General features: G+C 58.0%; 29 protein-coding genes. 22 read left to right on the plus strand and 7 right to left on the minus strand.

Annotated features, from left to right (window positions below):
* Positions 1-69 precede the first annotated feature (69 nt).
* The gene (locus tag B0B07_RS11750; protein ID WP_076759136.1) at positions 70-642 is read right to left on the minus strand and encodes a YceI family protein; all 573 of its coding nucleotides are present in this window, start codon (positions 640-642) and stop codon (positions 70-72) included.
* Between the two features lie 208 nt (positions 643-850).
* Between B0B07_RS11750 and murB the strand changes: the two genes are divergently transcribed.
* Positions 851-1,765: a UDP-N-acetylmuramate dehydrogenase gene (gene murB / locus B0B07_RS11755; protein ID WP_076759138.1), complete on the plus strand. Its 915-nt coding sequence runs from the start codon at positions 851-853 to the stop codon at positions 1,763-1,765.
* 103 nt (positions 1,766-1,868) lie between these two features.
* Here the strand turns inward: murB and B0B07_RS11760 are convergent, their stop codons facing one another.
* Complete coding sequence (locus B0B07_RS11760; RefSeq protein ID WP_407643872.1) at positions 1,869-2,552, minus strand: universal stress protein; 684 nt, start codon at positions 2,550-2,552, stop codon at positions 1,869-1,871.
* A gap of 327 nt (positions 2,553-2,879) precedes the next feature.
* On the opposite strand from B0B07_RS11760, the gene B0B07_RS11765 reads away from it, so the two are divergent.
* From B0B07_RS11765 to B0B07_RS11800, 8 genes are all read left to right on the plus strand, one after another.
* Positions 2,880-5,285 (plus strand): Na+/H+ antiporter subunit A, encoded by a 2,406-nt coding sequence (locus B0B07_RS11765; RefSeq protein WP_076759140.1) that lies wholly within the window; start codon positions 2,880-2,882, stop codon positions 5,283-5,285.
* Entirely contained in the window at positions 5,272-5,694 is a 423-nt protein-coding gene (locus B0B07_RS11770) for a Na(+)/H(+) antiporter subunit B (RefSeq protein ID WP_076759141.1), read from the plus strand. The genes B0B07_RS11765 and B0B07_RS11770 overlap by 14 nt, the downstream gene beginning before the upstream one ends.
* A 3-nt stretch (positions 5,695-5,697) precedes the next feature.
* A complete protein-coding gene (locus B0B07_RS11775) occupies positions 5,698-6,036 on the plus strand; it encodes a Na(+)/H(+) antiporter subunit C (protein ID WP_076759143.1) in 339 nt (112 codons plus the stop codon).
* On the plus strand, positions 6,029-7,522 hold the full coding sequence (locus B0B07_RS11780) for a Na+/H+ antiporter subunit D (protein WP_076759145.1): 1,494 nt from the start codon (positions 6,029-6,031) through the stop codon (positions 7,520-7,522). Before B0B07_RS11775 ends, B0B07_RS11780 begins: the two co-directional genes overlap by 8 nt.
* On the plus strand, positions 7,515-8,033 hold the full coding sequence (locus B0B07_RS11785; protein ID WP_076759147.1) for a Na+/H+ antiporter subunit E: 519 nt from the start codon (positions 7,515-7,517) through the stop codon (positions 8,031-8,033). The genes B0B07_RS11780 and B0B07_RS11785 overlap by 8 nt, the downstream gene beginning before the upstream one ends.
* Positions 8,033-8,317, plus strand: a complete 285-nt coding sequence (locus B0B07_RS11790) for a Na(+)/H(+) antiporter subunit F1 (protein WP_076759149.1) — start codon at positions 8,033-8,035, stop codon at positions 8,315-8,317. The genes B0B07_RS11785 and B0B07_RS11790 overlap by 1 nt, the downstream gene beginning before the upstream one ends.
* A complete protein-coding gene (locus tag B0B07_RS11795) occupies positions 8,295-8,705 on the plus strand; it encodes a Na+/H+ antiporter subunit G (protein ID WP_076759151.1) in 411 nt (136 codons plus the stop codon). Before B0B07_RS11790 ends, B0B07_RS11795 begins: the two co-directional genes overlap by 23 nt.
* A 220-nt stretch (positions 8,706-8,925) precedes the next feature.
* Positions 8,926-11,301 carry a penicillin acylase family protein gene (locus B0B07_RS11800; RefSeq protein WP_076759152.1) on the plus strand — a complete coding sequence of 792 codons (2,376 nt, stop codon included), beginning with the start codon at positions 8,926-8,928 and terminating at the stop codon, positions 11,299-11,301.
* Positions 11,302-11,350: 49 nt separating this feature from the next.
* Here B0B07_RS11800 and B0B07_RS11805 read toward each other — a convergent pair whose 3' ends face one another.
* Positions 11,351-12,406, minus strand: coding sequence for a DmpA family aminopeptidase (locus tag B0B07_RS11805; RefSeq protein ID WP_076759154.1), 1,056 nt, complete (start codon positions 12,404-12,406; stop codon positions 11,351-11,353).
* Positions 12,407-12,531: 125 nt separating this feature from the next.
* On the minus strand, positions 12,532-12,948 hold the full coding sequence (locus tag B0B07_RS11810; RefSeq protein ID WP_076759155.1) for a universal stress protein: 417 nt from the start codon (positions 12,946-12,948) through the stop codon (positions 12,532-12,534).
* Between the two features lie 258 nt (positions 12,949-13,206).
* Here B0B07_RS11810 and B0B07_RS11815 point away from each other — a divergent pair, with 258 nt between their 5' ends.
* From B0B07_RS11815 to B0B07_RS11825, 3 genes are read left to right on the plus strand one after another with little or no spacing between them, the layout of a single operon-like run.
* Complete coding sequence (locus tag B0B07_RS11815; protein WP_076759157.1) at positions 13,207-13,566, plus strand: ArsR/SmtB family transcription factor; 360 nt, start codon at positions 13,207-13,209, stop codon at positions 13,564-13,566.
* Positions 13,556-15,664, plus strand: coding sequence for a heavy metal translocating P-type ATPase (locus B0B07_RS11820; RefSeq protein WP_076759158.1), 2,109 nt, complete (start codon positions 13,556-13,558; stop codon positions 15,662-15,664). Before B0B07_RS11815 ends, B0B07_RS11820 begins: the two co-directional genes overlap by 11 nt.
* A 21-nt stretch (positions 15,665-15,685) precedes the next feature.
* Positions 15,686-16,801 (plus strand): GNAT family N-acetyltransferase, encoded by a 1,116-nt coding sequence (locus tag B0B07_RS11825; protein WP_076759160.1) that lies wholly within the window; start codon positions 15,686-15,688, stop codon positions 16,799-16,801.
* A 35-nt stretch (positions 16,802-16,836) separates the two neighbouring features.
* Here the strand turns inward: B0B07_RS11825 and B0B07_RS15165 are convergent, their stop codons facing one another.
* On the minus strand, positions 16,837-16,992 hold the full coding sequence (locus B0B07_RS15165) for a lmo0937 family membrane protein (protein WP_200805807.1): 156 nt from the start codon (positions 16,990-16,992) through the stop codon (positions 16,837-16,839).
* Between the two features lie 141 nt (positions 16,993-17,133).
* Here B0B07_RS15165 and mntR point away from each other — a divergent pair, with 141 nt between their 5' ends.
* The 3 genes from mntR (at position 17,134) to B0B07_RS11840 (ending at position 19,442) form a co-directional block, all read left to right on the plus strand.
* Positions 17,134-17,571, plus strand: a complete 438-nt coding sequence (mntR, locus tag B0B07_RS11830) for a transcriptional regulator MntR (RefSeq protein WP_076759161.1) — start codon at positions 17,134-17,136, stop codon at positions 17,569-17,571.
* A gap of 2 nt (positions 17,572-17,573) precedes the next feature.
* Positions 17,574-18,443 (plus strand): CvfB family protein, encoded by an 870-nt coding sequence (locus tag B0B07_RS11835; RefSeq protein ID WP_076759163.1) that lies wholly within the window; start codon positions 17,574-17,576, stop codon positions 18,441-18,443.
* An 84-nt stretch (positions 18,444-18,527) separates the two neighbouring features.
* Complete coding sequence (locus B0B07_RS11840) at positions 18,528-19,442, plus strand: DUF1002 domain-containing protein (protein WP_076759165.1); 915 nt, start codon at positions 18,528-18,530, stop codon at positions 19,440-19,442.
* A 25-nt stretch (positions 19,443-19,467) separates the two neighbouring features.
* Here B0B07_RS11840 and B0B07_RS11845 read toward each other — a convergent pair whose 3' ends face one another.
* Positions 19,468-20,202, minus strand: a complete 735-nt coding sequence (locus tag B0B07_RS11845) for a DUF3784 domain-containing protein (protein WP_076759166.1) — start codon at positions 20,200-20,202, stop codon at positions 19,468-19,470.
* 278 nt (positions 20,203-20,480) lie between these two features.
* Between B0B07_RS11845 and B0B07_RS11850 the strand changes: the two genes are divergently transcribed.
* Complete coding sequence (locus B0B07_RS11850) at positions 20,481-20,762, plus strand: GNAT family N-acetyltransferase (protein WP_076759168.1); 282 nt, start codon at positions 20,481-20,483, stop codon at positions 20,760-20,762.
* Between the two features lie 341 nt (positions 20,763-21,103).
* Entirely contained in the window at positions 21,104-21,610 is a 507-nt protein-coding gene (locus tag B0B07_RS11855) for a DUF4064 domain-containing protein (protein ID WP_076759170.1), read from the plus strand.
* Between the two features lie 34 nt (positions 21,611-21,644).
* On the opposite strand, the gene B0B07_RS11860 is transcribed toward B0B07_RS11855, so the two are convergent.
* The gene (locus B0B07_RS11860) at positions 21,645-22,139 is read right to left on the minus strand and encodes a GNAT family N-acetyltransferase (RefSeq protein ID WP_076759171.1); all 495 of its coding nucleotides are present in this window, start codon (positions 22,137-22,139) and stop codon (positions 21,645-21,647) included.
* 108 nt (positions 22,140-22,247) lie between these two features.
* Here B0B07_RS11860 and B0B07_RS11865 point away from each other — a divergent pair, with 108 nt between their 5' ends.
* The 5 genes from B0B07_RS11865 to yidC all read left to right on the plus strand — a co-directional run bounded on the left by B0B07_RS11865 (position 22,248) and on the right by yidC (position 25,953).
* The gene (locus B0B07_RS11865; RefSeq protein WP_076759173.1) at positions 22,248-22,694 is read left to right on the plus strand and encodes a GNAT family N-acetyltransferase; all 447 of its coding nucleotides are present in this window, start codon (positions 22,248-22,250) and stop codon (positions 22,692-22,694) included.
* A gap of 70 nt (positions 22,695-22,764) precedes the next feature.
* Positions 22,765-23,202, plus strand: a complete 438-nt coding sequence (locus B0B07_RS11870; protein ID WP_076759174.1) for a hypothetical protein — start codon at positions 22,765-22,767, stop codon at positions 23,200-23,202.
* A 193-nt stretch (positions 23,203-23,395) separates the two neighbouring features.
* Entirely contained in the window at positions 23,396-24,316 is a 921-nt protein-coding gene (locus B0B07_RS11875; RefSeq protein ID WP_076759176.1) for a diacylglycerol/lipid kinase family protein, read from the plus strand.
* 20 nt (positions 24,317-24,336) lie between these two features.
* Complete coding sequence (locus tag B0B07_RS11880; RefSeq protein ID WP_159438445.1) at positions 24,337-25,113, plus strand: helix-turn-helix transcriptional regulator; 777 nt, start codon at positions 24,337-24,339, stop codon at positions 25,111-25,113.
* Positions 25,114-25,191: 78 nt separating this feature from the next.
* Complete coding sequence (gene yidC / locus B0B07_RS11885) at positions 25,192-25,953, plus strand: membrane protein insertase YidC (RefSeq protein WP_076759179.1); 762 nt, start codon at positions 25,192-25,194, stop codon at positions 25,951-25,953.
* The last annotated feature ends 20 nt before the right edge of the window (positions 25,954-25,973 follow it).

The raw sequence follows: 25,973 nt of genomic DNA on the forward strand, positions 1-25,973 counted from the left end.
AAAACAGCCGCCTGGAGGGTCCATTCCCCGTCCATGCGGCTGTTTGAATATCGAGGGATTCTTTCCCTCTTACAGGCTCTCTTCTTCCGCTTCGGCAGTATCGGGCTGCCCGGCGGTCGCTTCAAGCTCAATCTTCAGTTTTACGTCCTCTCCGACGAGCACGCCTCCGGTTTCAAGTGCCTGGTTCCACGTGAGGCCGAAGTCTTTCCGGTTGATCTTGCCCTCGGCTTCAAATGCGACGACTTCCTGGCCCCACGGGTTGGTCGCGCGGCCGCCGTACTCTGCCTCGAAGACGACCTGCTTCGTCGTGCCTTTGATCGTCAGGTCCCCCTTGACATCATACTCGCCGTCGGCGGTCTGCCGGATTTCGGTGGATTTGAACCGGATCTCCGGATACTGCTCCGCGTCAAAGAAATCGGCGGAACGGAGATGGTTGTCCCGGTCTTCATTGTCCGTATCAATGGATGGGACCTCGATGTTGAAAGAGATGGATGCACCGGTCAAGTTTTCCGGGTCAGCGTCGATCTCTGCGTCAAACTTGCTGAAGGAGCCCCGCACCTTTGAAATCATCATGTGCTTCACGGTGAACGTGATGTGGGAGTGGGCCGCGTCGACTTGCCATTTCGAATTTGCCAATTGCATCGCCTCCATTTCAGTATAATCTGAATTTAGGTTAATTGATTGAATAAGTCAATAATTTAAGCTCCTGGGGATGTTTCCTGTGACGCTTGTCAAAACATGCGTTGCCGAGCATACTATATATTTGTATGAAACAAAATAAAAACAATGGTACGTGCGGAGAGGCAATGGCTCCGCCGGCCACCGAACGGCAATGAAAGGATGTTTCTCCATGGATAAACGGCAATGGGCCGATGACTTGAGAACACTGCTTCGTGAAGAGGATGTCAGGATTGATGAGAAACTCTCGCTTCATACCGCAACCCGGATGGGCGGCTGTGCCGATTTGTTCGTCACTCCGGAGACTGAGGAAGAGACTGCAGAAGTCGTCCGGTATGCACACCGGAACGGCATTCCGCTTCTCCTGCTCGGAAACGGATCGAATATGGTCGTCCGTGACGGCGGGGTTCGGGGGATTGTCCTGAATCTCGGCAAGCTCGACCAGATCCGCGTGGACGGAGGACATGTGTACGCCGAAAGCGGGGCCGACATCATCGGAGTCTCCCGTGCGGCTGCCGCAGCAGGCCTCACCGGTCTGGAGTTCGCATGCGGGATACCGGGGTCCGTCGGCGGAGCGATGGTGATGAATGCCGGGGCATACGGCGGCGAGATCAAGGATGTCATCCACCGGTGCACGGTGCTCACAAAAGAAGGCGAACGGCTTGTCCTGTCCAAGGATGATCTCGAACTCGGCTACCGGACAAGTGTTATCGCACGGAAAGGCTACTATGTCCTGTCGGCGGAATTCTGCCTCGAGGACGGGGCACAGGAAGAAATTGACGCGAAAGTCGCAGACCTGACCCATCAGCGGGAGTCGAAGCAGCCCCTCGAATACCCGTCGGCGGGCAGCGTCTTCAAACGGCCGCCGGGCTATTTCGCCGGCAAGCTCATCCAGGATTCCGGGATGCAGGGGAAAGGGCATGGCGGAGCGGAAGTATCGACCAAGCATGCCGGGTTCATCATCAATAAACATGAAGCCACGGCGACCGACTACATCCGGACAATCGAGATGGTCAAGGCGGAAGTGAAAAAGAATTTCGGTGTCGACCTCGAACTCGAAGTGAAAATCGTCGGGGAAGAAGCGTGACAGAAAAAGACCGGAAGGACAAGAGTCCTTCCGGTCTTTCCATGCTCCCCGTATCCGTAAAGAAAATGAGAAAGCCGCAGGCCCGTTCAGGCCTGCGGCTTTCTCATTTCACATGCTTTTCTTCCGCCATGCGGTCGACGGTGCCGGTTTCCTCGATCTGGTCGTCGTGGACATGGACCTGGCACATTTTGTGGTCGTGCATGAACTTGAAGATGCCGTTGTTGAAGTCGGTGCCGATTTCCTTGAAGAAGATGCCCTCGAACTGGCAGCCTTTCGTCATCGTGAAGCTGACGCGATAGCCGTCCCCGTCTTTCACGAGGTAGGCGCGGACGCCTTTTTCGTAAAGCCCTTCCTCCTCGGACTTGACCGTGCGGGCGACGGATACGACGTGCAGGTCTGCAAACGGGATTTCACGAAGCAGGACGTTGATGAAGGATCCCTTCGTAATTTCTTCCCAGCGGCTCTGGGCGGTCTGCCCGACGATGATTTGGGTGATGTTGAGTTCATAGGCGACTTCTTTGATCACTTTGGCGGACGGCCGCTTCTCGTCATCGCGGAGGACGAACGTTTCTGCGCCGAGTTCTTCGGCAAGTTCCTTCCAGCTCTCCACATAATCGGATTTGTCTGCGTCGAACTCGTCGAAGGGCAGCGGATCGACCGTCAGAATATAAAACGGGCAGTCCAGCATGCTGGCCATCTGATGTCCGCGACGGATGAGCCGCTCGCCGTTCGGCCCATAGTAGACACACACAAGGATGCGCTCGTCCATCCCCGGCTTTTTCATCATGGCGGTTTTCACCTCTCGTTTTTGATCTGCCGGCGCAAACGCCGGCATGGAATGTGCGTTATGGTCAGCGCCTCCGCTCCTCCGGCGGGCGGAAGAGTGCGGGGGCGGCCTGTTTCCTGTATAATTGATGATTGGGGAAATACCGGCACGGCAGGCATCACGTCCGCCGGAAAACGGGACTCCCTTTTTGTACATATACCGGACACCGGAATTTCGGGTTTACCGAAGAACCGGCCTGTCGCCCCATATTATGCGCCCTGCCGGCCAGTCCGTCAAGGGCTCTCGAAAACGCTTCCTGTGGCTATACCAATTTACTGGAGGGTTTCTATGCTTGTCGTTTTAGGGGTATTCTTTCCGTTCGCCGCGGCGGGGCTCATTCCGCTGCTGTACCGGCTCATTCCAAACCGCCGGATCGGCTGGTTCGTCATGGCGGTTCCGCTCGTTCTGTTTGCGGGACTTTTGAGCATCGTGCCGGGGATTGCTGCCGGGAAAACCGCAAATGTCACGGTTCCGTGGATCCCTGACGCCGGAATCGATCTGGCGTTCCACATTGACGGCCTCAGCATGATCTTTGGCCTGCTGATCACCGGCGTCGGTTCGCTCGTCGTGCTTTACTCCATCCATTACTTGTCCGAACGGGAGTCGCTCGGCCATTTCTATGCGTACCTGCTCCTGTTCATGGGCGCGATGCTCGGTGTCGTGTTTTCGGATAATCTCATGGTCCTCTATGCGTTCTGGGAACTGACGAGCATTTCCTCTTTCCTGCTCATCGCATTCTGGTACCACCGGAAAGGATCGCGCTACGGAGCTCGGAAATCCATGCTGATCACCGTGTTCGGCGGCATCGGGATGCTCGCGGGGTTCCTCATGCTTTATTCGATGACCGGGACGTTCAGCATCCGGGAGACAATCACGCTTGCACCGGAACTCTCGGAGCAGCCGCTTTACCTGGCGGCGATGATCCTCGTCATGCTCGGCGCGTTCACGAAATCGGCCCAGTTCCCATTCCACATCTGGCTGCCGGATGCGATGGAGGCGCCGACGCCGGTGAGCGCCTATCTCCACTCGGCGACGATGGTGAAAGCCGGGATTTATCTGATCGCGCGGTTCACCCCGATTTTCGGCGGGGAGAGCACCTGGTTCTGGACGGTCAGCCTGATCGGGATCGTGACGCTTCTCTGGGGATCATTCAATGCGGTGAAGCAAAACGACCTGAAGGCATTGCTCGCCTATTCGACGATCAGCCAGCTCGGCCTTATCATGAGCCTTCTCGGCTTCGGCTCCGCCGCACTCGCTGCCGGGACCGATGCCGAACAGGTGCTGCTTGCCCAGGCCGGGTTCGCCGCGCTGTTCTATATGGTCAATCATTCCACATTCAAAGGCCTGCTGTTCATGATCGTCGGCATCGTCGACCATGAGCTCGGGACGCGGGACATCCGAAGGCTCGGCGGGCTGATGGCCCTCATGCCCGTTTCGTTCACGCTGGCCGTGATCGGGAGCTTCTCGATGGCCGGCCTTCCCCCGTTCAACGGCTTCCTCGGAAAAGAGATGTTCTTCCAGGCGGCAGTGACCGTCAGCTCCGGAAATCCGTTCACCGCTGACGGGGCGGCGCTCCTGTTTCCGGTCGTCGGTTGGATTGCGAGCGTCTTCACCTTCATCTACTGCATGATCATTGTCTACCGCACATTCCTCGGCCCGCGCCAGCCGGAGAAAGTCGACCGGCTTCCCCATGAGGCGCCGAAGGGGATGCTCGTATCCCCGGCTGTCCTGGCCCTTTTCGTCGTCGGGATCTTCTTTTTCCCGAACCTCGCCGGAAAGTACCTCATCGGCCCTGCCATGCCGGCGGTCTTCCCGACACTGGCCGGAAAGCCCGGTCTTGTGCCGCACATCCAGGCGTGGCACGGCTTCAACACACCGCTCCTCATGACGATCGGCGTCATCGCAGCAGGCATCATCCTGTTCGTGACCTTCCGCCATTGGCGCCTCATCTACCGTTTTCCGCCTTTCCGATGGAACCTTGATACGGTGTACAGGGGATTGATCGGCGGCATGGAAACCGGCTCCACACTTATCACGAAACGGTACATGTCCGGGAATCTCCGGGATTACTTCGTCTATATTTACGTGTTTTTCCTGGCGGCAGCCGGCGGCAGCCTGTTTCTCAAAGGTGCATTTAAGCCCGATTTCCGCATGGAGACGATTGCGGTCTATGAAGTGACGTTCGTCCTCATCATGACGTTCGCCGCACTGGCGATGCCGTTCGTGAAGTCACGGATCACGGCGACGCTGCTGAACGGGGTGCTCGGGTACTCCATCGCGATCTTCTTCATCTTTTTCCGGGCGCCGGATCTGGCGCTCACCCAGACGGTCATCGAGACGGTGACGACAGTCCTGTTCCTGCTCTGTTTCCACTTCCTGCCCGACTGGAAGCCGGAACGGGCACCTGCCCGGACGAAAATCATCAACGGCCTCATCGCACTCGGCGCCGGGGCGGTCGTCACGGGATTCGCCCTGACGGTCAAGGGCTACGTCGTTTTCGACAGCATCTCGGGCTACTTCGAAGATTCCTATACGCTTGCCGGGGGCAAGAACATCGTCAATGCCATCCTCGGGGACTTCCGGGCGTTTGATACGATGCTCGAGGTTGTCGTGCTCTTCATCGCAGGGATCGGTGTCTATACGCTCATTGTGCTGAAGGCGAAGAAAGGGGGCGGGGACATTGAAGGGAAATGACGTGATCCTCCGGACGGTCTCAAGGATCGTCGTGTTCATCATCCTGACGTTCGGGGTCGAACTGTTCCTTTCCGGACACAACAATCCGGGAGGCGGGTTCATCGGCGGTCTCGTCCTGTCCTCGGCGCTGGTCCTCCTGTACGTGGTCTTCGACATCGAGACGGTGCACCAGGGCGTCCCGCTCGACTTCAAGAAAGTGGCGGCTTTCGGCGCGATGCTCGCCGTCCTTTCGGGGACGGCGGCTGCGGTCCTCGGACATCCGTTCCTTTCCCAGGGGTTCGGCTACTTTGACCTGCCGATCTTCGGCGTCACGGAACTCACGACGGTGACCATCTTCGAGGCCGGCGTCGCCCTCACCGTGATCGGTACGGTGGAAACCATTATTCTAAGTATCAGCAAGGATGTGTAGCGGATGGAAGTTCATATGATCATACTGACGGGTGTCCTCGTGACCGTGGCGGTCTATCTTCTGCTGTCCCGGAACATGATCCGGATGATCCTCGGTACCGCGGTCCTGTCCCATGCGGTCCACCTGCTGCTCATCACGATGGGCGGGGCCGCGGAGGGGCATGTCCCGCTGCTCGGGGAATCGGACGGACCGTATGTCGATGCCCTGCCGCAGGCGCTCATCCTGACGGCGATCGTCATCAGCTTTGCGACGACCGCGTTCCTTCTCGTGCTGGCCTACCGGACGTATGAGGAGACGGGAACCGACGATCTGAACTACCTGAGGAGGGTGCGCCGTGAATAACATCCTCGTGCTCCCGATGGTCATCCCGCTGCTCACCGGCTTTGTGCTGTTCTTCCTGCGCCCGTCCGTCAGGGCACAGAAGCTCGTTGCCTCCCTGTCGATCCTGTCGCTCATCGCCGTCAGTGTCCGCATGCTCCTGAAGATCCGGGACGCGGGCATCCTCCGCCTCGATTTCGGGGGCTGGAAACCGCCGTTCGGCATCCTGTTCGTCGGGGACTCGTTTGCGGCGCTGCTCGTCCTGACCACCTCGATCGTTTCGGGGCTGATCCTGTTCTATGCATTTGCCGCAACGGAGCGGCGCCACGAGAACATGTTCTTCTACCCGTTCTCGTTCTTCCTCGTCGCGGGTGTCAACGGCTCTCTTTTGACGGGGGACCTGTTCAACCTGTTCGTCTGCTTTGAAGTCATGCTGCTCGCCTCGTACGTGCTCGTCACGCTCGGCGGCGGGAAGTCGCAGCTCGCGGAATCGATGAAGTATGTGGCGATCAATGTCGTGGCTTCCTGGTTCTTCCTTGTCGCGCTCGCTTTCCTGTACGGAACCATCGGAACGCTCAACATGGCCCACATCTCGGTCCGCGTCGCGGAGGCGGGTCAGGGGCCGCTCCTGAGCGCCATCGCGGTCATTTTCCTCATCGTCTTCGCATTGAAAGCGGGCCTGCTGCTGTACTTCTGGCTGCCGGGATCGTATTCGTCGCCACCCGCTCCGGTGGCCGCACTCTTCGCCGCCCTTCTGACGAAAGTCGGGGTGTATGCGATGTTCCGGGTGTTCACGCTCATTTTCTACCACGACTCCTCGATCACGCACGGACTGATCGGAGCAATGGCGGTCCTCACGCTTGCGGGCGGCAGCCTGGGTGCCGTTGCGTACAAGGATATCCGGGTCATTGCGTCCTACAATGTCGTCATCGCGGTCGGCTTCATGATGCTCGGGCTTGCCGTCTTCAATGAGGCCGCCTTCCGGGGGTCGGTCTACTATCTCATCCACGACATGGTCATCAAAGCGCTTCTGTTCCTCGCCGTCGGATCGATGATCTTGCTGACGGGGGAGTCGAGGATTGACCGGATGAGCGGACTGATCCGGAACTATCCGCTTCTCGGCTGGCTGTTTTTCATCACGATGCTGTCGCTTGCCGGCATTCCGCCGTTCAGCGGATTCATCGGCAAGGTGTATACCGGCCTCGGCGCGGTCGAAGGCGGCAATTACTGGCTCCTGCTGGCCGGATTCCTTTCCAGCCTGTTCGTCCTGTACTCGCTTTTGCGGATTTTCATGAACTGCTTCTGGGGAGAGACGACGATCACCCGGGAAGAGCAGCGTCCGCTCAACAAGAAAAAGCTCATCCCGCTGTCGCTGCTCGGTGCCCTGACGCTTGCGATCGGGGTCGGCACGCAGGTTCTTGCGCCGTTCGTGGCAGATGCCGCGCATGTGCTGGCAAATCCGGAGATCTACATAGAGGCCGTGTTGGGGGAGGTGCAGCCGGATGAATAAATTCCGCGGAACCGGAGGGACGGGGGCGACCGCTGCCCAGTTCCTTCTCAATCTGTTCATCGCTTTCCTCTGGATGCTCCTCCTGGACGAAGACAAGTTCCGGGTGACCACGTTCGCTGCCGGATTCATCGTCGGGATTTTCATCGTCTTCTTCATGCACCGGTTTTTCGGGACGCAGTTTTATCTGCGCCGGATGTTCGCCATTGTGAAGCTGATGTTCATCTTCATCAGTGAGCTCGTGAAGTCCAGCTGGTCGGTCATCGGCCAGATCCTGAGCCCGAAGCTGACGATCCGGCCGGGGATTTTCCGGTACGACACGGTGCTTGAAAGCGAAGGGGAGGTGACGACCCTGTCGCTGCTCCTGACCCTGACGCCCGGTTCGGTCGTCATGGAAGTGACAGAGGACGGCCGGGGCCTTTATATCCATGCCATGGACATCGAGAGTTCAAAACAGGCCTTGATCGTCCAGCTCAAAAACTTTGAAAAAGCGATCATGGAGGTGACGCGCTGATGGTGAACACATTGATGCTGATCGCGCTGATCCTGTTCAGTTTTACGATTGTGATCGCCGTCTACCGGATCATCCGGGGGCCGTCGAAGCCGGACCGGGTCATTGCGCTCGATATGATCGGCGTCAACCTGCTCGCGTCCATCGCGGTCGTCTCCTGTCTGCTGGAGACGAAAGCGTTCATGGAAGTGATCCTGATCCTCGGCATCCTGAGCTTCATCGGCACGATCGCCTTCTCGAAATACATCGAGAGGGGGGTCATCGTTGAACGCCGACACAATCGTTGAATACACGGCCGCCATCCTGATGGTGACGGGCGGGCTCATGAGCCTTGTGAGCGCGATCGGGCTCATCCGGCTGCCGGATGTCTACACACGGTCCCATGCCGCGACGAAAAGCTCGACGCTCGCGGTGCTCCTCACGCTTCTCGGCGGGTTCCTTTATTTCTGGGCACTTGAGCGCTTCATCAGCGTCCGCCTGCTCCTCGGGATCCTCTTCGTATTCCTGACCGCCCCGGTCGCGGGCCACGTCATCATCCGGGCGGCCCACCGGTCGGGCGTCAAGCTCGCGGACATCTCGAAAAAGGATGAACTGGCGGAGGCGAAGGAGAGGCTGATGGAAGAGCAGAATCTGGAGCGTCTGAACAGGGAAAAGAAAAATGATTCCGGTGTCTGAAAAAGTGCCGCCGGAATCCGGAGGCTGATAGAAGCCAGGGGCCCGATACGCCGGAGGGAGCCGTCACGGAGACGGGCTCCGGTGTCCGGTATCGGCGGATTCCCGGTGGATATCGGCCCTTTTTGATTTCCCGCCGCCGTCCTGCCCGTATTTGCATGCACGCAGGGAAAGAGGGTTTTGCACGAAAAGGGAGAATGGAAGAAACAAGGGGGAGAGACATATGAAGAAGTGGCCGAAGTGGCTGAAGGCGGTCGCCATCGTGCTCGGATCCGCCGCTTTGCTGGCGATTGCCGTGCTGATTTTCGTAAACGCTTACATATCAAAATCCAAACCGGTGACGGAAGGGAAGCTGTCCGTTCCGGTGCTCGAAGAAGAAGTGTCGGTCGTGAGGGATGCGAAGGGCGTGCCGCATATCCGCGCGGCGTCGGATGCCGACCTGTACCGTGCGCAGGGATTCGTCCAGGCGCAGGACCGGCTGTTCCAGATGGACCTGGCGCGCAGGCAGGCATCCGGCAGGCTCGCGGAAGTCGTCGGGGAGGCGGCCGTGCCGTCTGACAAGCTGTTCAGGACATTCAGCCTGCGACAGGCCGCGGCCGATTCGGAGTCCGGCTACGGTGAGGATGCGCGTGAAGTGCTCGGGTGGTTTGCAGAAGGCGTGAACGCATTCATCGACCATGCGAAGGAAGACGGGAAGCTGCCGTACGAGTTCAGGCTGCTCGGCTATGAGCCGGAGGAATGGACGCCGGTCGATTCGCTGACGATCGGGAAGTTCATGGCCTATGACCTCGGCGGGAACTGGAACGCGCTCGCGTTCCGGCACTGGGCGGTGAACGAGTATGACGGCGGCAAAATGAAGGAGCTGTTCATCCGCTATCCGGAAAATGCCCCGTCGATCCTCGAGGCGAACCGGGAAAATCCGGTGGCGATCGCCGGTGCGTTCGATGCATCGTTGATCCCCCCAGAGCATAACGGAAGCAACAACTGGGTCGTCTCGGGTGACAAGACGGCGTCCGGCAAGCCGCTGCTGGCGGACGATCCGCATCTGGGGCTGACCACGCCGTCCATCTGGTACGAGATGCACCTGCAGTCTCCGGAACAGAATGTCACGGGCGTCATCTTCGGCGGCATCCCGGGGATCATCCTCGGCCATAACGAAAACGTGGCATGGGGCGTGACGAATGTCGGACCGGATGTGCAGGATCTGTATATCGAGGAACAGAACCCCGACAATCCGGCCGAGTTCCGCTGGGACGGCGAGTGGGAACAGGCGGCGGTCCGCGACGAACCGATCAAGGTGAAGGACGGCGACACGATCGACTTTGAAGTCGTGACGACCCGCCACGGCCCGATCATTTCCGATATCATGCTGCCGGACACCGGAACGGGCGGCGACCTGCTGTCGATGCAGTGGACGGCACTCGAACCGACCCGCGAGCTTGAGGCGGTCATGCAGATGAACAAAGCTTCGGACTGGGACGACTTCGACCGGGCGCTCCGGAACTTTAATGCGCCGGCGCAGAACTTCGTGTTCGCATCGAAGGACGGCACGATCGCCTACCGGGCGAACGGCAACATCCCGATCCGGAAGAAAGGGGACGGCCAGCTGCCGGTTCCGGGGAACTCGTCCGAGTACGGCTGGGAAGGCTATATTCCGTATGAGGAGCTGCCGACGGCAGTCAACCCGGATGAAGGGTTCATCGCGACGGCGAACAACCAGGTGATCGGGGATGACTATCCGTATCACATCACCGACTTTTGGGCGCAGCCGTATCGATACGAGCGGATTGCGGAAGTGCTGGAGGACGGTGATTCCTTCACCCCTGAAGACATGATGGATCTCCAGATGGATGTGAAGAACCTGTATGCCCGCGAATTCCTGGACGAGATGCTCGGCTCGCTGAAGTCGACGGGGGCCGACGGGAAATACGGCAAGGCGGTAAAACTGCTCGAGGAATGGAACGGGGAGGATGACAAGGAGCTCGGCGCGCCGCTCATTTTCCATAAATGGATGCGGGACCTGCCGCGCGTCATGTTCGAAAAAGCCATGCCGGAAGATGTGTATGACCTCATGCCGGGCAAAAACCACATCACCGATGAAATGATGCGCCAGGCCTATGCCGGCAAGCCGGGTGAATGGGTGACAGAGTACGGGGGCGTCGACAAGTGGGTGAGCGATTCATTCGAAAGGACGATGAAGGGTCTTTCCGATGAGTTCGGCGAAAGCACGGACAAGTGGAAATGGGGAGACTATCATCAGCTCGTCTTCCCCCATCCGCTCGGAAGTGCATCCCCGATATTTGAGAAATTGCTGAGCCCGCCCCGCACGGCGACAAGCGGCTCGGCCGTCACGGTCCAGGCGGCCGGTTTCAAGGATGACGGCTCCGCAGACCACGGAGCGTCCTGGCGGTTCGTCGCCGATCTGTCCGACCTGACACGGTCCTGGCATATCGTCGGTCCCGGCCAGAGCGGCCATATGAAGTCGAAGTGGTTCCATGATCAGGCGGAGGACTGGGTGGCCGGAGATTACCATGAAACCCGGGCAGACGGCACCGCCGGAGGAGACGAATTGAAGCTCGTGCCGGAAGGGGAAAAATAAAATGAAGGGCAGGTCCTCCGGAAAAGCGGGAGGACCTGCCCTGTTTCTGTCACGCGAGCGGGTTGGATTCGAATACGGCTTTTTTCACGAGCCGCCCTTTCCGGCCGGACGTCGTCTCTGCATGAAGCAGTGACTGGAGGATCGCTTCCTCTGTCGATTCGATGGCGGCCTGGAACAGGTCATTCATGACGGGGTGATCGTCTTTCATCACTTCGCGGGTGCAGGTCGGCTCTTCGCCGCCGTGCGGGACGGTCTGGGCCGCGGAGAAGGAGATGATGATGTCGCCGCTCCCGTTATGGATGTGGGTGCCGGTGCGGCCGAGCCCGATGGCCGCACGTTTCGCAAGCCGTCCGAGCTGCCGGCTGTCCAGCGGGGCATCGGTCGCGACCACGATGATGACCGATCCGTCCGGCCGCTTGTCGTCCTGGTCCGATGTGGATCCGCCAGATTCGGCGACGGGCGTTTCAGGCGCCGGTTCTTCCGGCGTGACCCAGCCGGGGAACAGGCATTCATGCCCGCGTCCGAAGTTGGTGAGAACGAGCGTGCCGACGGTGAACGTCCTGCCGGCATGGCGCGCCAGGCGGGACGAGCTGCCGACGCCGCCTTTCGCGCCGTAGCAGATCATTCCTTTTCCGGCCCCGACCGCGCCCTGTGCGAATGCACCCGGGGCCGCCGAGCGGATCGCCTCTTCGGCGTGTTCGGGGCGTACGGCCATCCGGCGCATCGAGTTCAGATAGGAGTCATTGCATTCCCCGACGACGACGTTGAGCGAGCTCGATGAGTCGCCGATCGCGGGGTTTTCCCCAAGCATATGCCGGATCGTCCCTTCCAGCACCGCCCCGACGCTGAAAGTGTTCGTCAGCATGATCGGTGATTCGATGACGCCGAGTTCTTCGACCTGGACGAGGCCGGCCGTCTTTCCGAATCCGTTCAGGACGAATGAAGCGGCCGGCACTTTTTCCTCGAACAGATTGCCGCCGTGCGGCAGGATGGCCGTCACGCCGGTGCATCGGAAGTCCTCGCCTTCGATCGGGCCGCCGAGCGTCACGTGGCCGACCGCAACGCCTTCGATATCGGTGATGGCATTCAGTTTTCCTTTTTCCATGATAAAAAGTTCCCCCTCAAGTTGTAATGGTCTCGCACGGTTTACTTCGGCATGGCCGGCAAAGCTTCCGGCGGACTGCCCGTTCGCACACTCAAAACGCCCATCCGCGCCGGATGGGCGTTCCGTCATTTGACGAGAAGGACTGGGCAGTCCACGCGTTTTGCGACTTTGTGGCTCACGCTGCCGAGCACCATCTCCTGGAAGGCGTTCAGTCCGCGGCTGCCCACGATGACGAGGTCATAGTTTTCGGCATTGCAAAATTTTACGATGGTCGGACCGGGTTCGCCGTATTGGATCTTCAGGCCGGGGCCTACGCCTTTTTCCCGGAACACCTCAAATACGTGATCGAGCCGGTCGGTGATCTTTCCCTCAAGCTCGTCTTTCGGAACGTTTTCGAATTCCTTTTCCCGGGACCGGTCGTAGTCGACCACATATAGCATGTCTGCCGCGGCCCCTGTGGAAGCGGCGAGGTCCGCTGCGTGCTGTGCCGCCCGCTTGGAGTGGTCGGATCCGTCCACCGCGACGAGGATTTTTTTATACATCGATGAGTCACTCCTTCGGTCTCCTTCCGGGCGGGCTGCTGTTTTGTCCGCGCCGGTTTCAGTCTATATGCCATGCGTTTGCATTCATTCGTATATGTTTCTATTCCCTCCGGGTGCCCTAAAAACCTTCCCCTGACGAAAAAAAACGGAAAAGTTCAAACGGTTGTTTGAATGTCCTTGATTTCCGCAGGAGCTCCTTATACAATGGGGGCATAGACAATCAAACGGCCATTTGAATATAAAAGGGGGAGCAAATCAATGAAAGAGATGTGTGAAGTGACCGCCTTCCATGAAGAGGCCGTCGCGGCCGTCCGGGGACAGCTGCCCGAGCTCGGGGGGATGGCTGAAATATTCAAAGCGCTTGCCGACGAAACCCGACTGAAAATCGCTTATTCGCTCATGGTGGGCGGAAAGCTATGCGTCTGTGATGTATCGGCCATTATCGGATCATCGACCGCAACCGCATCGCATCACCTGCGCTATCTCAAGCAGCACGGACTGGCTTCATCCGAGCGGGAAGGCAAACTCGTCTTTTACTTCCTGAAGGATGACCATGTCCGGGACCTCGTGAAAATTGCACAGGATCATGCGGAAGAAGGTGCCGGGAATGGGGAATGAAGAGAAGCGGGAATATCGGCTCGAGAATCTGAGCTGCGCAAACTGCGCGATGAAGTTCGAGAAAAACGTCAGCACACTCGCCGGGGTGAGCGGGGCGCAGGTGAATTTCGGCGCATCGAAGCTGTCTGTTGTCGGGGATGCGACGATCGAGGAACTGGAGGCGGCCGGCGCGTTCGACGGCATCAAGATCGTCCCGGCCGGTACACGTCCGGATCCCAAAAAGGCGCCGCTCATCCCGAAAAGGGAAGCGGCGGTCTCCCTCGTTTCCCTTGTGTTCCTGGCAGCGGGCGTCACGGCCTCCTACACAATCGGGGACGCCCGGCCGGTCACCGTCCTGCTGTATGCACTCTCGATCCTCATCGGAGGCGCCGGCATCTTCAAAACCGGCTTGTCCAATCTCGTGAGGCTCGACTTTGACATCAAGACGCTCATGACCATCGCCGTGATCGGGGCTGCGATCATCGGGGAATGGCGCGAGGCGGCGGTCGTCGTCTTCCTGTTCGCCGTATCAGAGGCGCTCGAGGCCTATTCGATGGACAAAGCCCGGCAGTCGATCCGCGGATTGATGGATCTGGCACCGCCGGTTGCGGAGATCTTGCGTGACGGCAAGCCGGTGGAAGTTCCGACCGATGAGATCCGGATCGGCGACCTGATGCTCGTGCGCCCCGGCGGCAAGATCGCCATGGACGGGACCGTCAGCGAAGGTCGGTCGTCGGTCAGCGAAGCGGCCATCACCGGAGAGTCGATCCCCGCCGCCAAGGCGGAGGGCGATGAAGTGTTCGCCGGGACACTGAACGGGGAGGGGGCACTGAAGGTCCGTGTGACGAAGCGGTCAGAGGATACGACGATCGCGAAGATCATCCACCTTGTGGAAGAAGCACAGGCAGAGAAGGCCCCGTCCCAGAAGTTCGTCGACCGGTTCGCCAGGTGGTACACGCCGGCGATCATGCTTGTCGCGCTGCTCGTCGCAGTCGTTCCCCCGCTTCTCGGGGGCGACTGGCACACCTGGATCTACCAGGGGCTGGCCGTCCTCGTCGTCGGTTGTCCGTGTGCGCTCGTCATTTCGACGCCGGTCGCCATTGTCACGGCAATCGGGAACGCCGCCCGGAACGGTGTCCTGATCAAGGGCGGAGTCCATCTGGAGGAACTCGGCCGGGTGAGGGCGGTCGCCTTTGACAAGACCGGAACACTGACGAACGGGGTCCCGGCAGTGACGGATGTCCTGGCATCTGAAGGCACGGATCCGGACTGGCTGCTCGGCCGTGCGGCGGCGGTCGAATCGCTGTCCCAGCACCCGCTCGCCTCCGCCATCACGGCCCGTGCAAAGCAATCGGTCTCTGATGTCCCCGAGGTCGGGGAATTCCATTCCGTCACCGGCAAAGGGGCGGAAGGACTCGTCGGAGGAGAACGCATCTCCATCGGAAGCCTCTCCTGGATTGAGTCCATCGCCGATGTCCCCGGCGGCGCCCGTGCCGAGGCGGACCGGTTGCTCGGGGAAGGGAAGACAGTCATGGCCGTCGCGGCGGACGGCCGCTATGCGGGCCTCATCGCCGCGGCCGATGCCGAACGTGCGGAAGCCGCCGGCATCATCCGCAAGCTGAAGGATGCGGGGGTCAACCGGGTGGCGATGCTGACCGGGGACCACCAGAAAACCGCGGAAGCGATCGCCGGACGGATCGGAATCACCGATGTCCGGGCAGCCCTCATGCCTGACGAGAAACTCGGGGCCATCAAGGAATTCCGCGACTCGCACGGGTCGGCCGCCATGGTCGGGGACGGCATCAACGACGCCCCTGCGCTTGCCGCGGCATCCGTCGGGATCGCGATGGGCGGCGCCGGAACGGATGCCGCGCTCGAGACGGCGGACATCGCCCTCATGGCGGATGACCTTGAAAAATTGCCGTATACGATCCGGCTCAGTCGAAAAACATTGCGCATCATCAAAGAAAATATTATGTTTGCATTAGGACTGAAAATTGCCGCGCTGCTCCTGCTCATCCCGGGGTGGCTCACACTCTGGATCGCAATCTTTGCGGATATGGGGGCGACGCTCATCGTCGTGCTGAACTCCCTCCGCCTCATCAAGATCCGGGAGTAGCGCACAGCGGGGGGACATCGGATGAAACTGACGGAATGGACGATGCAGGAACAGGAAGAACTCATACACTTCATGACGGAAAACAGCTGGCCGTACCACGGAATTCCGCACCCGGCCAGAGAACTGATCGAAAAGGCCATCGGCGAGGGCGGCTATGAATCCGATGAGGTCAAGACCTTCTGGGTGGAGACGGACGAAGGCGAGAAAGTCGGAATCGTCAAACTGTATGACATGCAGGATGAAATCCCGATGTTCGATCTGCGGATCGCGGACCGGGCGCGCGGGCACGGCTACGGCCGGCGGGCGCTTCTCCTCATCTGCGATTATGTCTTCAGCCTGCCGGCCAAGAAGATCCGGCTGGAGGGCCATACCCGGCAGGACAATGCCCCGATGCGCAAGACGTTCGAGCGGGCAGGCTTCGTGAAGGAGGCCCATCTCCGGAAGGCATGGTACTCGCCGAAGGAAGACTCGTATTATGATGCCGTCACATACGGGATGACACGGGAGGACTTCCTGAGCGGGACGACCACGCCGGTCGAGTGGAACGACCGGGAATCCGGACGGGTAGAGCCTGCACCGGTGTCGGGCCCGCCGGCATTTCCGGATGAATTCCGCTCGGATCGCCTGGTCATCCGGGCACCGCGTCTGGAAGACGCCGCGGATGTGTGCGACGCCCTCACCCACTCACATGGGGAACTCAAAGAATGGCTGCCTTTCGCGAAGGAGGCGCCGACGCTCGCTTCGACCGAAGAGAGCCTGCGCCGGTCCATCGCCGACTTCATCACGCGGAATGACCTCCGTCTGCATCTGTACCGGCAGGAGGACGGGGCGTTCATCGGGTCTTCGGGCCTTCACCGGATCGACTGGGACGTGCCGAAGTTCGAGATCGGATACTGGATCGACAGCCGCTATGCAGGGCAGGGGTACATGACCGAAGCGGTTGAGCGGATCACCGAATTCGCCTTTGACTCGCTCGGCGCGCGGCGGGTGGAGATCCGCTGCGATGCGCTCAATCTGAAGAGCCGGGCAATCCCCGAACGGCTCGGCTTCTCCCTGGAAGGACTGCTCCGCAACGATGCCCTGTCCGTTTCGGGGGACGGCGTCCGGGACACATGCGTCTATTCGAAAGTGAAATGAAAAAGGGATGCCGCGGCTGTGCGGCATCCCTTTCTTCAGGCTGATCTCCGGCCTGTGAAGAGCGATATGATGAACAGAACTGCGGCTACGACAAGCAGGATGTGGATCAATCCTCCTGCAACCTTGAATGCAAGCCCGAGCACCCAGAACACGATGAGTGCAAGAATGATAAACCAAAGAATTTTGCCCATGTCGGCATTCACCTGCTTTCCGTCATAATTTGAGATGAAAGATTATTGCTATACAAGGAAATTACCCGCCGGGCCGGCTTCTTAAACCGCCGACCTTCCCGTGCTATAATGGACGGACATGGATTGGAAAGGGCTGATGGCATGGCGACGCCGAGCATGGAAGACTATATCGAACAGATCTGGCTGAAGTCGGCTGGAAGCGGGGAGGCCCGTGTATCCGATATCGCCGAGGCGCTGGAAGTCCTGCCTTCCTCGGTGACGAAGATGGCCCGCAAGCTCGACCGGGAAGGCTACTTAGTTTATGAACGGTATAAAGGGTTAATATTAACGGAGAAAGGCGAGGCGTTCGGCAGGAAACTCGTCCGCCGCCATGAGCTGCTGGAGCGGTTCCTGCGGATCATCGGCGTGGACGAGCAATTCGTATACGGGGACGTTGAAGGGATCGAGCATCATCTGAGCTGGAATGCGATCGACCGGATCACCGAACTCGTCGAGACCCTTGAGGAGCATCCGGAAGTGCTCGGAAGGATGGCCGGCGAAAGGCCCGCAGAGAACACGGGAACGGAAAAGGAGAGATGAGGATGGCACAAGCGGAATCGGGCCGGATCGTCGAGGCGGTCGCGGAACGCAGGGAAGGATCCCGCTGGATATTGGCATGCGGGGAAGACGAAATCCTCATGAATGATTCGGAGGCGCCGGAAGGACTGGCGGAGGGAGACAGGGTCAAGGTGTTCGTCCACCCGGACCGGCGGGGCAACCTGACGGCCACATCCCGCCTCCCTCGGATGGAAATCGGGTCGTACGGATGGGCCGAGGTGATCGACACGGACGGGCGTGACGGCATCCGGACCGATATCGGGACATCGGTCGAAGTGATCGTCAACCCCGCGGACATGCCGAAACTGTGCAATCTCTGGCCGAAGCCGGGCGATTGCCTGTACATGACCCTCCGCACCGACAAGGGGGGGAACCTGTTCGGCCGGCTCGTCACAGAGGAGCGGATCATGGACGAGTTTGTCGATGCCCCGTCATCGATATTCAATAAAAATCTGAAAGCCCGTCCATACCGGCTGCTTCCGGTCGGGGCCTTCATGCTGACGGAGCCGGAGAAGTACCGGATCTTCGTCCATCATACCGAGATGAAGTTCGAGCCGAGGCTCGGCCAGGAGCTGGATGTCCGGGTCATCGGCGTCCGGGAAGACGGCTCGCTCAACGGATCGCTGCTTCCGAGAAAGGAAGAGCGGATCGGAGATGATGCGGAAACGGTCCTCCGCTACCTGAACAGTTCCGGCGGCAAGATGCCGTTTTGGGACAAGTCCACGCCCGAAGAGATCGAGGAGATGTTCGGCATGAGCAAGGCATCCTTCAAGCGTGCCCTCGGCAAGCTGATGAAGAGCCGTCGCATCGAGCAGGAGGACGGCTGGACGTATTTGAAAGAAAGCCGGGATTGAGCTTATTTTCAATCTGAAGTGAAACTTTTTCATTGCCCTGCCCGTTCATATGGGTAGGGCATTGCATTTGAAAGGGGAATTTTAATGGTGAAACGAACATACAAATGGGCATTTCCTGCGGTGCTGGTATTGGCGGCTTCCATGCTGACGGCACCCGTTGCATCGGCCGACACCCCGGTTGATGAGCGGCTCGGAGTCCCGATTGTCGTATACGGCGCGAACCTGTCGGATGCGGAAAAGGCCAGTGTAAAAGAGAGCCTGGACGTCGACGACAATGCGGAGACCGAGGAGATCACGGTCTCCGGGGAAGATCTCGGCAAATACATCAAGGACAGCAATCCGCGGGCACGCATGTACTCGTCCGCGAAAATCACCGTGACCGATGAGGGGAGCGGGCTTGTCATCCAGATCGTCACGCCGGAGAACATCACGCAGGTCACATCCGACATGTATGCGAACGCCATGCTGACGGCCGGGATCGAGGATGCGAATGTTGACGTGGCCGCACCGAAGCCGGTGACCGGGCACTCGGCGCTCGCCGGAATTTACAAGGCATACGAAGCGAGCGGAGGAACACTGGATACAGAGCGGACAGACGTCGCCAACGATGAACTGTCCGTCGCGACCGACCTCACGGAAAAGTCGGGCGTCGATGAGCAGAAAGTGAATGAACTGCTGACAGAGCTCAAGCAGCAGATCGCCGAACAGAAGCCGGCCTCCAAAGAAGAGGTCGAGAAGATCGTCAAGGAACAGCTCGACAAGCTGCAGATCGAGCTGAGTCCCGAAGACCGACAGCTGCTGATTGACCTGATGGACCGGATCCGGCAGCTCGACATCGACTTCGGCAAATGGTCCGACAAGCTGAATCAGTTCGGACAGGAACTGAACGACAAATATGGCGACAAGATCAAGGAAACGATCAACGACGAAGGGTTCTGGCAGAGCGTCAAAGATTTCTTCAACACCCTGATCGACAAGGCCAAATCCTTCTTCAGCTGATCAGACCAAAAAAACGGATGCCCGGTTATCCAGCCGGTGCATCCGTTTTTTCGTCTATCTGCTTTTTCCATTCTTTCGTTTCGGACGGGGTGTCCCCGGTGATGAACACCGGCCCGTCAGTGGTGTCGAGGAACAGGACGGGTTTCTGACGATCGTCGACGAACAGCAGCGCAGAGCCATAATCCCTTGTTTTGAACCAGCCCCTGGCGAATGATGAAAAAGCAAACCCGTTTTCCTTGTATGCGATATCGGGCAGTTCATCAAGCAGATCGGCTGTCCGGATGTCCTTGTAGCCGATCGTTTCCCCGTACATGCCGGAAATCTCCACGGCCTTCCCGGTGAAGGTGAGCTCCGGCTGGCTGGATCCCACCGCGAGCAGGATTCCGATTCCTCCGATCACGAGCATCGCCACGACGGATGAGGTGATGAACGCGCGCTTCCGTTTTTTCGGAATTTCTTTTCCGGAGAGCAGGATACTCCCTCCGAACAGCACGATGAACAGGAAGGCAATCTGAATCTCAAACGTGTAAGAGAAGCCGAAAAACACGGTGAGCTGGAGGGCGGCCATTCCGGCCGCGAGGAGGAGGAACAGTTTTCCGACCCCCTGCGGATAGCCGTTTTCGATCAGCGCTTCCTGTTCGTCGTCAGGCCGCGTGGCAAACCCGGAAATGAGGAAATAGGCTTTTTTCTTCAGGATGATATACGCAAACAGCGCAAAAAGGGCAATGAGGACGACTTGTGTCCAGGTGATGAGCGACATGGGATGTGCTTCCTTTCTACGTATGGCATACGGTCTGTCCCCAGTTTAAGGCAGGCCGTCCGGATTGCAAAGCTTCCGGGATGCATATAAACTGAAAAAAGGAAAACCTTTGCAGGGAATACCCGATCAGGAGCCGGCCGGATGACTTCGGGGCAGGAATGACATGTCAGAATCAGTCTCCGATTTTGGGAGCCGTGATTCGTCCCCGAAGCCTCGAAGAACCCGGCCCGCACTCCCTGGACAGCGGAATGAAACGATTGAAAGGGGCAATGACCAGGATGGAATTCGAACTGAAAAATCTCGGAAGCGATGCATTTGCGTTTGTGCATGAAAAAGACGGGAAGCAGGACGCGGAAATCACGTGGACACTGATGGGCGATGTCATGGTCATGGACCATACGTACGTCGATCCGTCGCTCAGAGGCGAAGGGGTGGCAAAGCAGCTTCTTGACCGGGCCGCCGAACATGCGCGCGAGCACGGCTACAAGATGGAGGCTGTCTGCTCGTATGTGGTGACTGCGTTCAAGCGGTATCCGGACTACGATGACATCAAGGCATAAAGAGAAATCAAAAAAGCAATCCGGCCCTGATCAGACGGATTGCTTTTTATGTGTCGGAATTCGGAATGTCGGTCATGGCACCCTCCCTCAGAATGTCAGCAATATCAAAATGGCTGTAAGCACCGACGAACCGGCAATCGCATACATGGCATCCGCATTGTTGAAGATCAATTTTTTCTCCATTTCAATCTCTCCTGTCCACATTGGTTATTTGTTAGAAGTTTACCCCTGCCAATGTTTGCATAAACCTTCCATTTGAAAAATTTAGTCTTGGAGATGAAACCATATGCTAAGATAGCCGTATGATGAAGTAGAACAATAGAAAAAGAGGTGTTCAGTCCATGCAACACAATCAATCAGCCTACCAGCGCCCGTTCAAGCGGACAGGTGAAATGGTGCTCGGCATCATCGGAATTGTTTTTAATGTCCTCGGGATCATCGGCGTCATCATCATGAACGGATTCACGAAAATGCTGTCGACGGACCCGGCGTTCCGGGAAGAGTTCGAAGCGGAAATCTGGAACGATCCGACCATCAGCCAGTCGGATGCCCAGGATATTATTGACATCATGTATGCGGTCATTGACTGGATGGTCGGCTTCGGCTGGTTCTTCGTCGTCGCACTTGTCATCAGCACAGTCCTTGCGGTGGTCGCGGTTATTAATCTGAAAAAGAATGCGAAGCTCTCGGGCATCCTGTTCCTCGTCGGAGGATTCCTGGCGGGGATCATCTCGCTCACGTCCATCCTGTTCTACATTGCGGGAATCATGTGCCTTGTACGCAAGCCGCCGGTCGAGCCGGAAACGTATGCGGACGACCATTTCGGTGAGCCGATGCGCCCGCTATGATCCAGAAATGAGCTCAAAAAAAAACACCGGCCGCTCAAACGAGCGCCGGTGTTTTCAGATAGTGGACATATTGTGCAGTGAGCGTCGGATACCCTTCAAACAGCTCTTCGAATTCATCGACCAGCTCAAAACCGCACCCTTCGAAAAACGTGCAGGCTTCGCTGATCGGTCCTTCCACATAAGCGAACAGCCGGAGCCCTCCTTCCAGGCCGGCGACGCCGGCTTCGATGAGCCGGTCGCCGAATCCGGTGCCGGCGTATTGGGGAAGCAGGTGGAAGGCCGTGAGTTCGGCATCGCCGTCCTCGTCAACCCGGGTGAAGTTGGCGAAGCCGACCGGCTTTCCTTCATGTTCCGCGATGAGCATCGTCGTCTTTTCCATCCGCTTCATCAGCATCTGCGGAGAGTAGTCACGGTTCAGCGAAGATTCCAAAGCCTGGGCAGGCAAGATCTCTTCATAGGAGCGGCGCCGGCTGATTTCCGCAATCTGCCGGACGGTATTGATATCATTCGGTGTCATCAAACGGATCATTGGCTTCCCCCACCTCTAATTTATTTCATCAAGCATAACAAATAAATCGCCCTTCAACTATATCTTATGGAATAATGTAATCAAATTGAAATGAAAGAGGGGGATTCCATGGAGTGGAAAGTCAAACGCTTTCAGGATTTAACATTGGACGAGCTTTATGAGATCATCCGGCTGCGCGTCGACGTGTTCGTCGTCGAACAGCGCTGCATCTACGGGGAGGTGGACGGCCATGACCGGCAGTCGCTCCATCTGATCGGGACGGACGACGGGGAGATCTGTGCCTACTCGCGGATCCTGCCGCCGGGGGAACGATACGAGGAGCCTTCGATCGGGCGCGTGGTCGTCAGGATGGCCTGGCGCGGAAACGGACTTGCCCGGGAACTGGTCGAGCGGGCGAAGCGGATCATCCGGGACGAGTGGGGGGGCGTGCCGGTGCGGCTGCAGGCCCAGGAGCATCTCGAGCCGTTCTATCAGTCTTGCGGATTCGGCTCGATCTCGGAGCCGTACGATGATGAAGGGGTTCCGCATGTTGACATGAGGATGAGTGTTTCTTAAAGTTCCTAAACGGGTATACTCGAATACGGATACTTAACGACACCCGATTTAAACATGGAGGATGATGGAGATGGGAAATAAAAACCGTAATCTATTGTTGGCTGGCCTCGCTGCGGGAGCCTATGCCTATTTCAGTAAGAAGGAAAATCGCGACAAGGCGATGGTGTCCTTCAATAACCTGAAGACGAAAGTGGATTCGTTCATGGAAACCCAGAAACTGAACCGTGATGATGACGCCAAAGCGGGATTCTCGGATCCGTATGACCTCCAGGATAACGATATGGTGGCAGAAGGAGCCCAGACAAGCGTCCATTACTACAACCAGGAAGTCCAGGACAACAAAAAACTGGCACCGGACGAAGATGGCCTCTATCATAAGAAGGAGACCGGTGAACCGGCAGGCGGGCAAGGCGCCAAACTGGGAGGGACCGACGCGGATCAGGAACACAAACAGGAAAACACGGATACCGTCACGGATGAGAATCGGATCAGCACCGAGAATCTCTAAATCCGTTCCAGACAGCCGCCTATCCGGCGCCGGATAGGCGGCTTCTTTGTGTACTGCGGGGCCGCAGCGGTCAGGAAATCTCTTTCCGGCATGGTGTGCCCTGCAGATTCAGGGAGAAAACGGCAAACCTCGTGTAAATCTTCCCTGCCGAAGGGTATAGAGGAAATACAGCAGGAAATGGAGTGTTTAAACAGTGGGGAAACAACAGGCTGTCTTGATCTTGAACCCTTCGTCAGGCAAGGAAAAAGCGGGCGGGATCCGCGAGCCGCTTGAAAGAGCGATTGGAAGGGCCGGCTATGCCGTCCGGGTCTGCCTGACTGAAAAAGCGGGTGATGCGGAGCGGTTTGCCCTGCAGGCGGCCCGTGACGGCGCTTCGCTCATTGTTGCGGCGGGCGGTGACGGAACGGTCAATGAAGCCGTCAACGGGATTGCCGGGCTGCCGGAAAGGCCCTTGTTCGCCTTCATCCCGCTCGGGACGGTCAATGACTTCGCCCGTGCGCTCGGCATTCCGCTGGATGCGGACGAAGCGATCCGGGCGTTTCCGGATTTTGTTCCGCGTGCAACGGATATCGGGATGGCAGGCGACAGGTATTTTATGAACATCATTGCCGTCGGGGCCCTTGCGGAGGGGGTGGCCGGCGTGCCGGTGGAACAGAAGTCCGCCTTCGGACCGCTCGCTTATGCGGTCCACGGGGCCCGCGCGCTTCTTGAAGACGATGGCAATGAACTGACGCTCGACCATGACCACGGAAGATGGGCGGGGGAAGCCGCCCTTCTCCTCATTGCGCTGACCAACTCGACCGGCGGGTTCGAACGGATGACCCCGGAAGCGGAAACGGATGACGGCCTCCTGCACGTGACCGTCATCAAAAGCACGAAATTGCCGAATCTGGTCCGGTTGTCCGCTGCCCTTCTTTTTGGTAAATTGCAGGAAGCGGGCGCGGTTGAAACGATCAGGACGCAGCGGATCCGGGTCACTTCAGCGAGCCGGCTCGTCTGCAATATCGACGGTGACGAATGCGGCGCCACCCCGCTCGAGGTTTCCGTCCTCCCCGGACATCTCCGCGTACTGGCCCCCGGAAAAACAGAGCAGCTACAGGCAGAGCATGAATGAGAAAGCGGGTGAGACAGATGATGGACTCTGGCTTGCAGGACATGACCAAGGTCTTTCTGGATGAATTCGAAGTGATGAGGGCATATGACAGGAGCGGAGACTTCTACCGTCTGGAGAAGGAGCTGCTTTCCTGTATCGGTGAAGGGGATAAGGCGGGGGCAAAGGAGCGCCTCGGCAAAATCGTTGAGATGATCTGCGAAATCGCAGGGGGAGAACGGGCGGACCGCGACGTATCCTTTTACTTCATCATCATTTCTGCGCTGGTCGCGAGGATCCTCCTCAAGCCGAAATTCACCGTTGAGCGGACTGTGGCCTTCAATATTACCTGTATGAGGATCGTGGAACGGAAGTTTGACACGAATGCCATCAAGGATCTGACGAATGATATGGTCGAATTTTTCATACATGTCCTGCAAGGGCGGAAGAAACCGGAACTTCCTCATCCGGTCGTCAACGAGCTGATCGAGTATATCGACGCCTCGATCGAGGCCAATCTGACAGTCGCCCGGCTGGCCGAACATTTCAATATCAGCACAAGCCACCTTTCCCGGATCTTCCGCGAGCACACCGGCCTGACCCTCATCGATTATATTAATATGAGGAAGATCGAGGAATCCCAATATTTCCTCCGGAACACGGACATGAAGATTTCCTCGATTGCAGAACAGTTCAGTTTCTGCAATCAAAGCTACTTCACCCGGACGTTCAAGAAATATACGAATCTGACCCCAAAACAGTTCAGGGAGCGCAAGGAGATTGACTATTTCACCTTTGCACTGCCGTCGGCGGAAGAATGAGTGCCTGCCCATAATTGAAATGTCCGTCACAATTGATGTATACTACTCTATAGTTTGAAAAAGATGTAGGTGAATCGATTGAATAAACGCATAGGGTTGATCATCACCCTCGTGGCGACGGCAACACTTCTTGGCGGATGTTCGAGCGTCCAGAACAAGGAAGGGACGTTCTACAGTCTGTTCGTCCGGCCGATGGAGTGGGCACTCGAGTCGCTAGGTGAAGCGTTCAACGGAAATTATGGGCTCGCCATCATCGTCATCACGGTCATCATCCGCCTGATTCTCATGCCGCTCATGCTGAAGAACTACAAAAGCCAGCAGGCCATGAAGGTCAAGATGGACGCACTCAAGCCGGAGATGGACGAGATCCAGAAGAAGATCAAAGAAACAAAAGACAAAGACGAGCAGCTCAAGCTTCAGCAGGAAATGATGGGCCTCTATCAGAAACACGGGGTCAACCCGCTGAACATGGGATGTCTGCCGGTCCTGATCCAGATGCCGATCATCATGGGCCTCTATTTCTCCATCCTGTATTCCGGAGATGTCAAAGCCCATCAGTTCCTCTGGTTCAATCTCGGTTCGCCCGACATGATCATGGCGTTTGTTGCCGGTGCGGTTTATCTTTTCCAGGCGCGCGTATCACTCTGGACGATGCCGGAACAGCAGCAGAAGCAGATGAAGATGTTCATTTACATGTCCCCGATCATGATCACGTTCATCTCCTTCACGGCGATGTCGGCGCTGCCTCTCTACTGGGCGGTCAGCGGGGCGCTTCTCATCATCCAGACCTATATCGGTCGGAAGTTCTACTACCAGCACCCGGAAAAAGCAGTGGAATGAGCGGATTCTCCGCCGGTTTT

Source organism: Edaphobacillus lindanitolerans (assembly GCF_900156305.1).
GTDB lineage: Bacteria > Bacillota > Bacilli > Bacillales_A > Planococcaceae > Bhargavaea > Bhargavaea lindanitolerans.

Coding starts and splice junctions, on each gene's coding strand:
- B0B07_RS11760 (WP_407643872.1), bottom strand. CDS start 2,552: ATGATGAAAAAGCCGGGGATGGACGAGCGCATCCTTGTGTGTGTCTAC.
- B0B07_RS11850 (WP_076759168.1), top strand. CDS start 20,481: ATGGAATTCGAACTGAAAAATCTCGGAAGCGATGCATTTGCGTTTGTG.
- B0B07_RS11880 (WP_159438445.1), top strand. CDS start 24,337: ATGGACTCTGGCTTGCAGGACATGACCAAGGTCTTTCTGGATGAATTC.
- B0B07_RS11855 (WP_076759170.1), top strand. CDS start 21,104: ATGCAACACAATCAATCAGCCTACCAGCGCCCGTTCAAGCGGACAGGT.
- B0B07_RS11810 (WP_076759155.1), bottom strand. CDS start 12,948: ATGTATAAAAAAATCCTCGTCGCGGTGGACGGATCCGACCACTCCAAG.
- B0B07_RS11785 (WP_076759147.1), top strand. CDS start 7,515: ATGAATAAATTCCGCGGAACCGGAGGGACGGGGGCGACCGCTGCCCAG.
- B0B07_RS15165 (WP_200805807.1), bottom strand. CDS start 16,992: ATGGGCAAAATTCTTTGGTTTATCATTCTTGCACTCATCGTGTTCTGG.
- B0B07_RS11750 (WP_076759136.1), bottom strand. CDS start 642: ATGCAATTGGCAAATTCGAAATGGCAAGTCGACGCGGCCCACTCCCAC.
- B0B07_RS11820 (WP_076759158.1), top strand. CDS start 13,556: ATGGGGAATGAAGAGAAGCGGGAATATCGGCTCGAGAATCTGAGCTGC.
- B0B07_RS11790 (WP_076759149.1), top strand. CDS start 8,033: ATGGTGAACACATTGATGCTGATCGCGCTGATCCTGTTCAGTTTTACG.
- B0B07_RS11775 (WP_076759143.1), top strand. CDS start 5,698: ATGGAAGTTCATATGATCATACTGACGGGTGTCCTCGTGACCGTGGCG.
- B0B07_RS11825 (WP_076759160.1), top strand. CDS start 15,686: ATGAAACTGACGGAATGGACGATGCAGGAACAGGAAGAACTCATACAC.
- B0B07_RS11815 (WP_076759157.1), top strand. CDS start 13,207: ATGAAAGAGATGTGTGAAGTGACCGCCTTCCATGAAGAGGCCGTCGCG.
- B0B07_RS11765 (WP_076759140.1), top strand. CDS start 2,880: ATGCTTGTCGTTTTAGGGGTATTCTTTCCGTTCGCCGCGGCGGGGCTC.
- B0B07_RS11835 (WP_076759163.1), top strand. CDS start 17,574: ATGGCACAAGCGGAATCGGGCCGGATCGTCGAGGCGGTCGCGGAACGC.
- B0B07_RS11865 (WP_076759173.1), top strand. CDS start 22,248: ATGGAGTGGAAAGTCAAACGCTTTCAGGATTTAACATTGGACGAGCTT.
- B0B07_RS11870 (WP_076759174.1), top strand. CDS start 22,765: ATGGGAAATAAAAACCGTAATCTATTGTTGGCTGGCCTCGCTGCGGGA.
- B0B07_RS11840 (WP_076759165.1), top strand. CDS start 18,528: ATGGTGAAACGAACATACAAATGGGCATTTCCTGCGGTGCTGGTATTG.
- mntR (WP_076759161.1), top strand. CDS start 17,134: ATGGCGACGCCGAGCATGGAAGACTATATCGAACAGATCTGGCTGAAG.
- B0B07_RS11805 (WP_076759154.1), bottom strand. CDS start 12,406: ATGGAAAAAGGAAAACTGAATGCCATCACCGATATCGAAGGCGTTGCG.
- B0B07_RS11845 (WP_076759166.1), bottom strand. CDS start 20,202: ATGTCGCTCATCACCTGGACACAAGTCGTCCTCATTGCCCTTTTTGCG.
- B0B07_RS11860 (WP_076759171.1), bottom strand. CDS start 22,139: ATGATCCGTTTGATGACACCGAATGATATCAATACCGTCCGGCAGATT.
- murB (WP_076759138.1), top strand. CDS start 851: ATGGATAAACGGCAATGGGCCGATGACTTGAGAACACTGCTTCGTGAA.
- B0B07_RS11800 (WP_076759152.1), top strand. CDS start 8,926: ATGAAGAAGTGGCCGAAGTGGCTGAAGGCGGTCGCCATCGTGCTCGGA.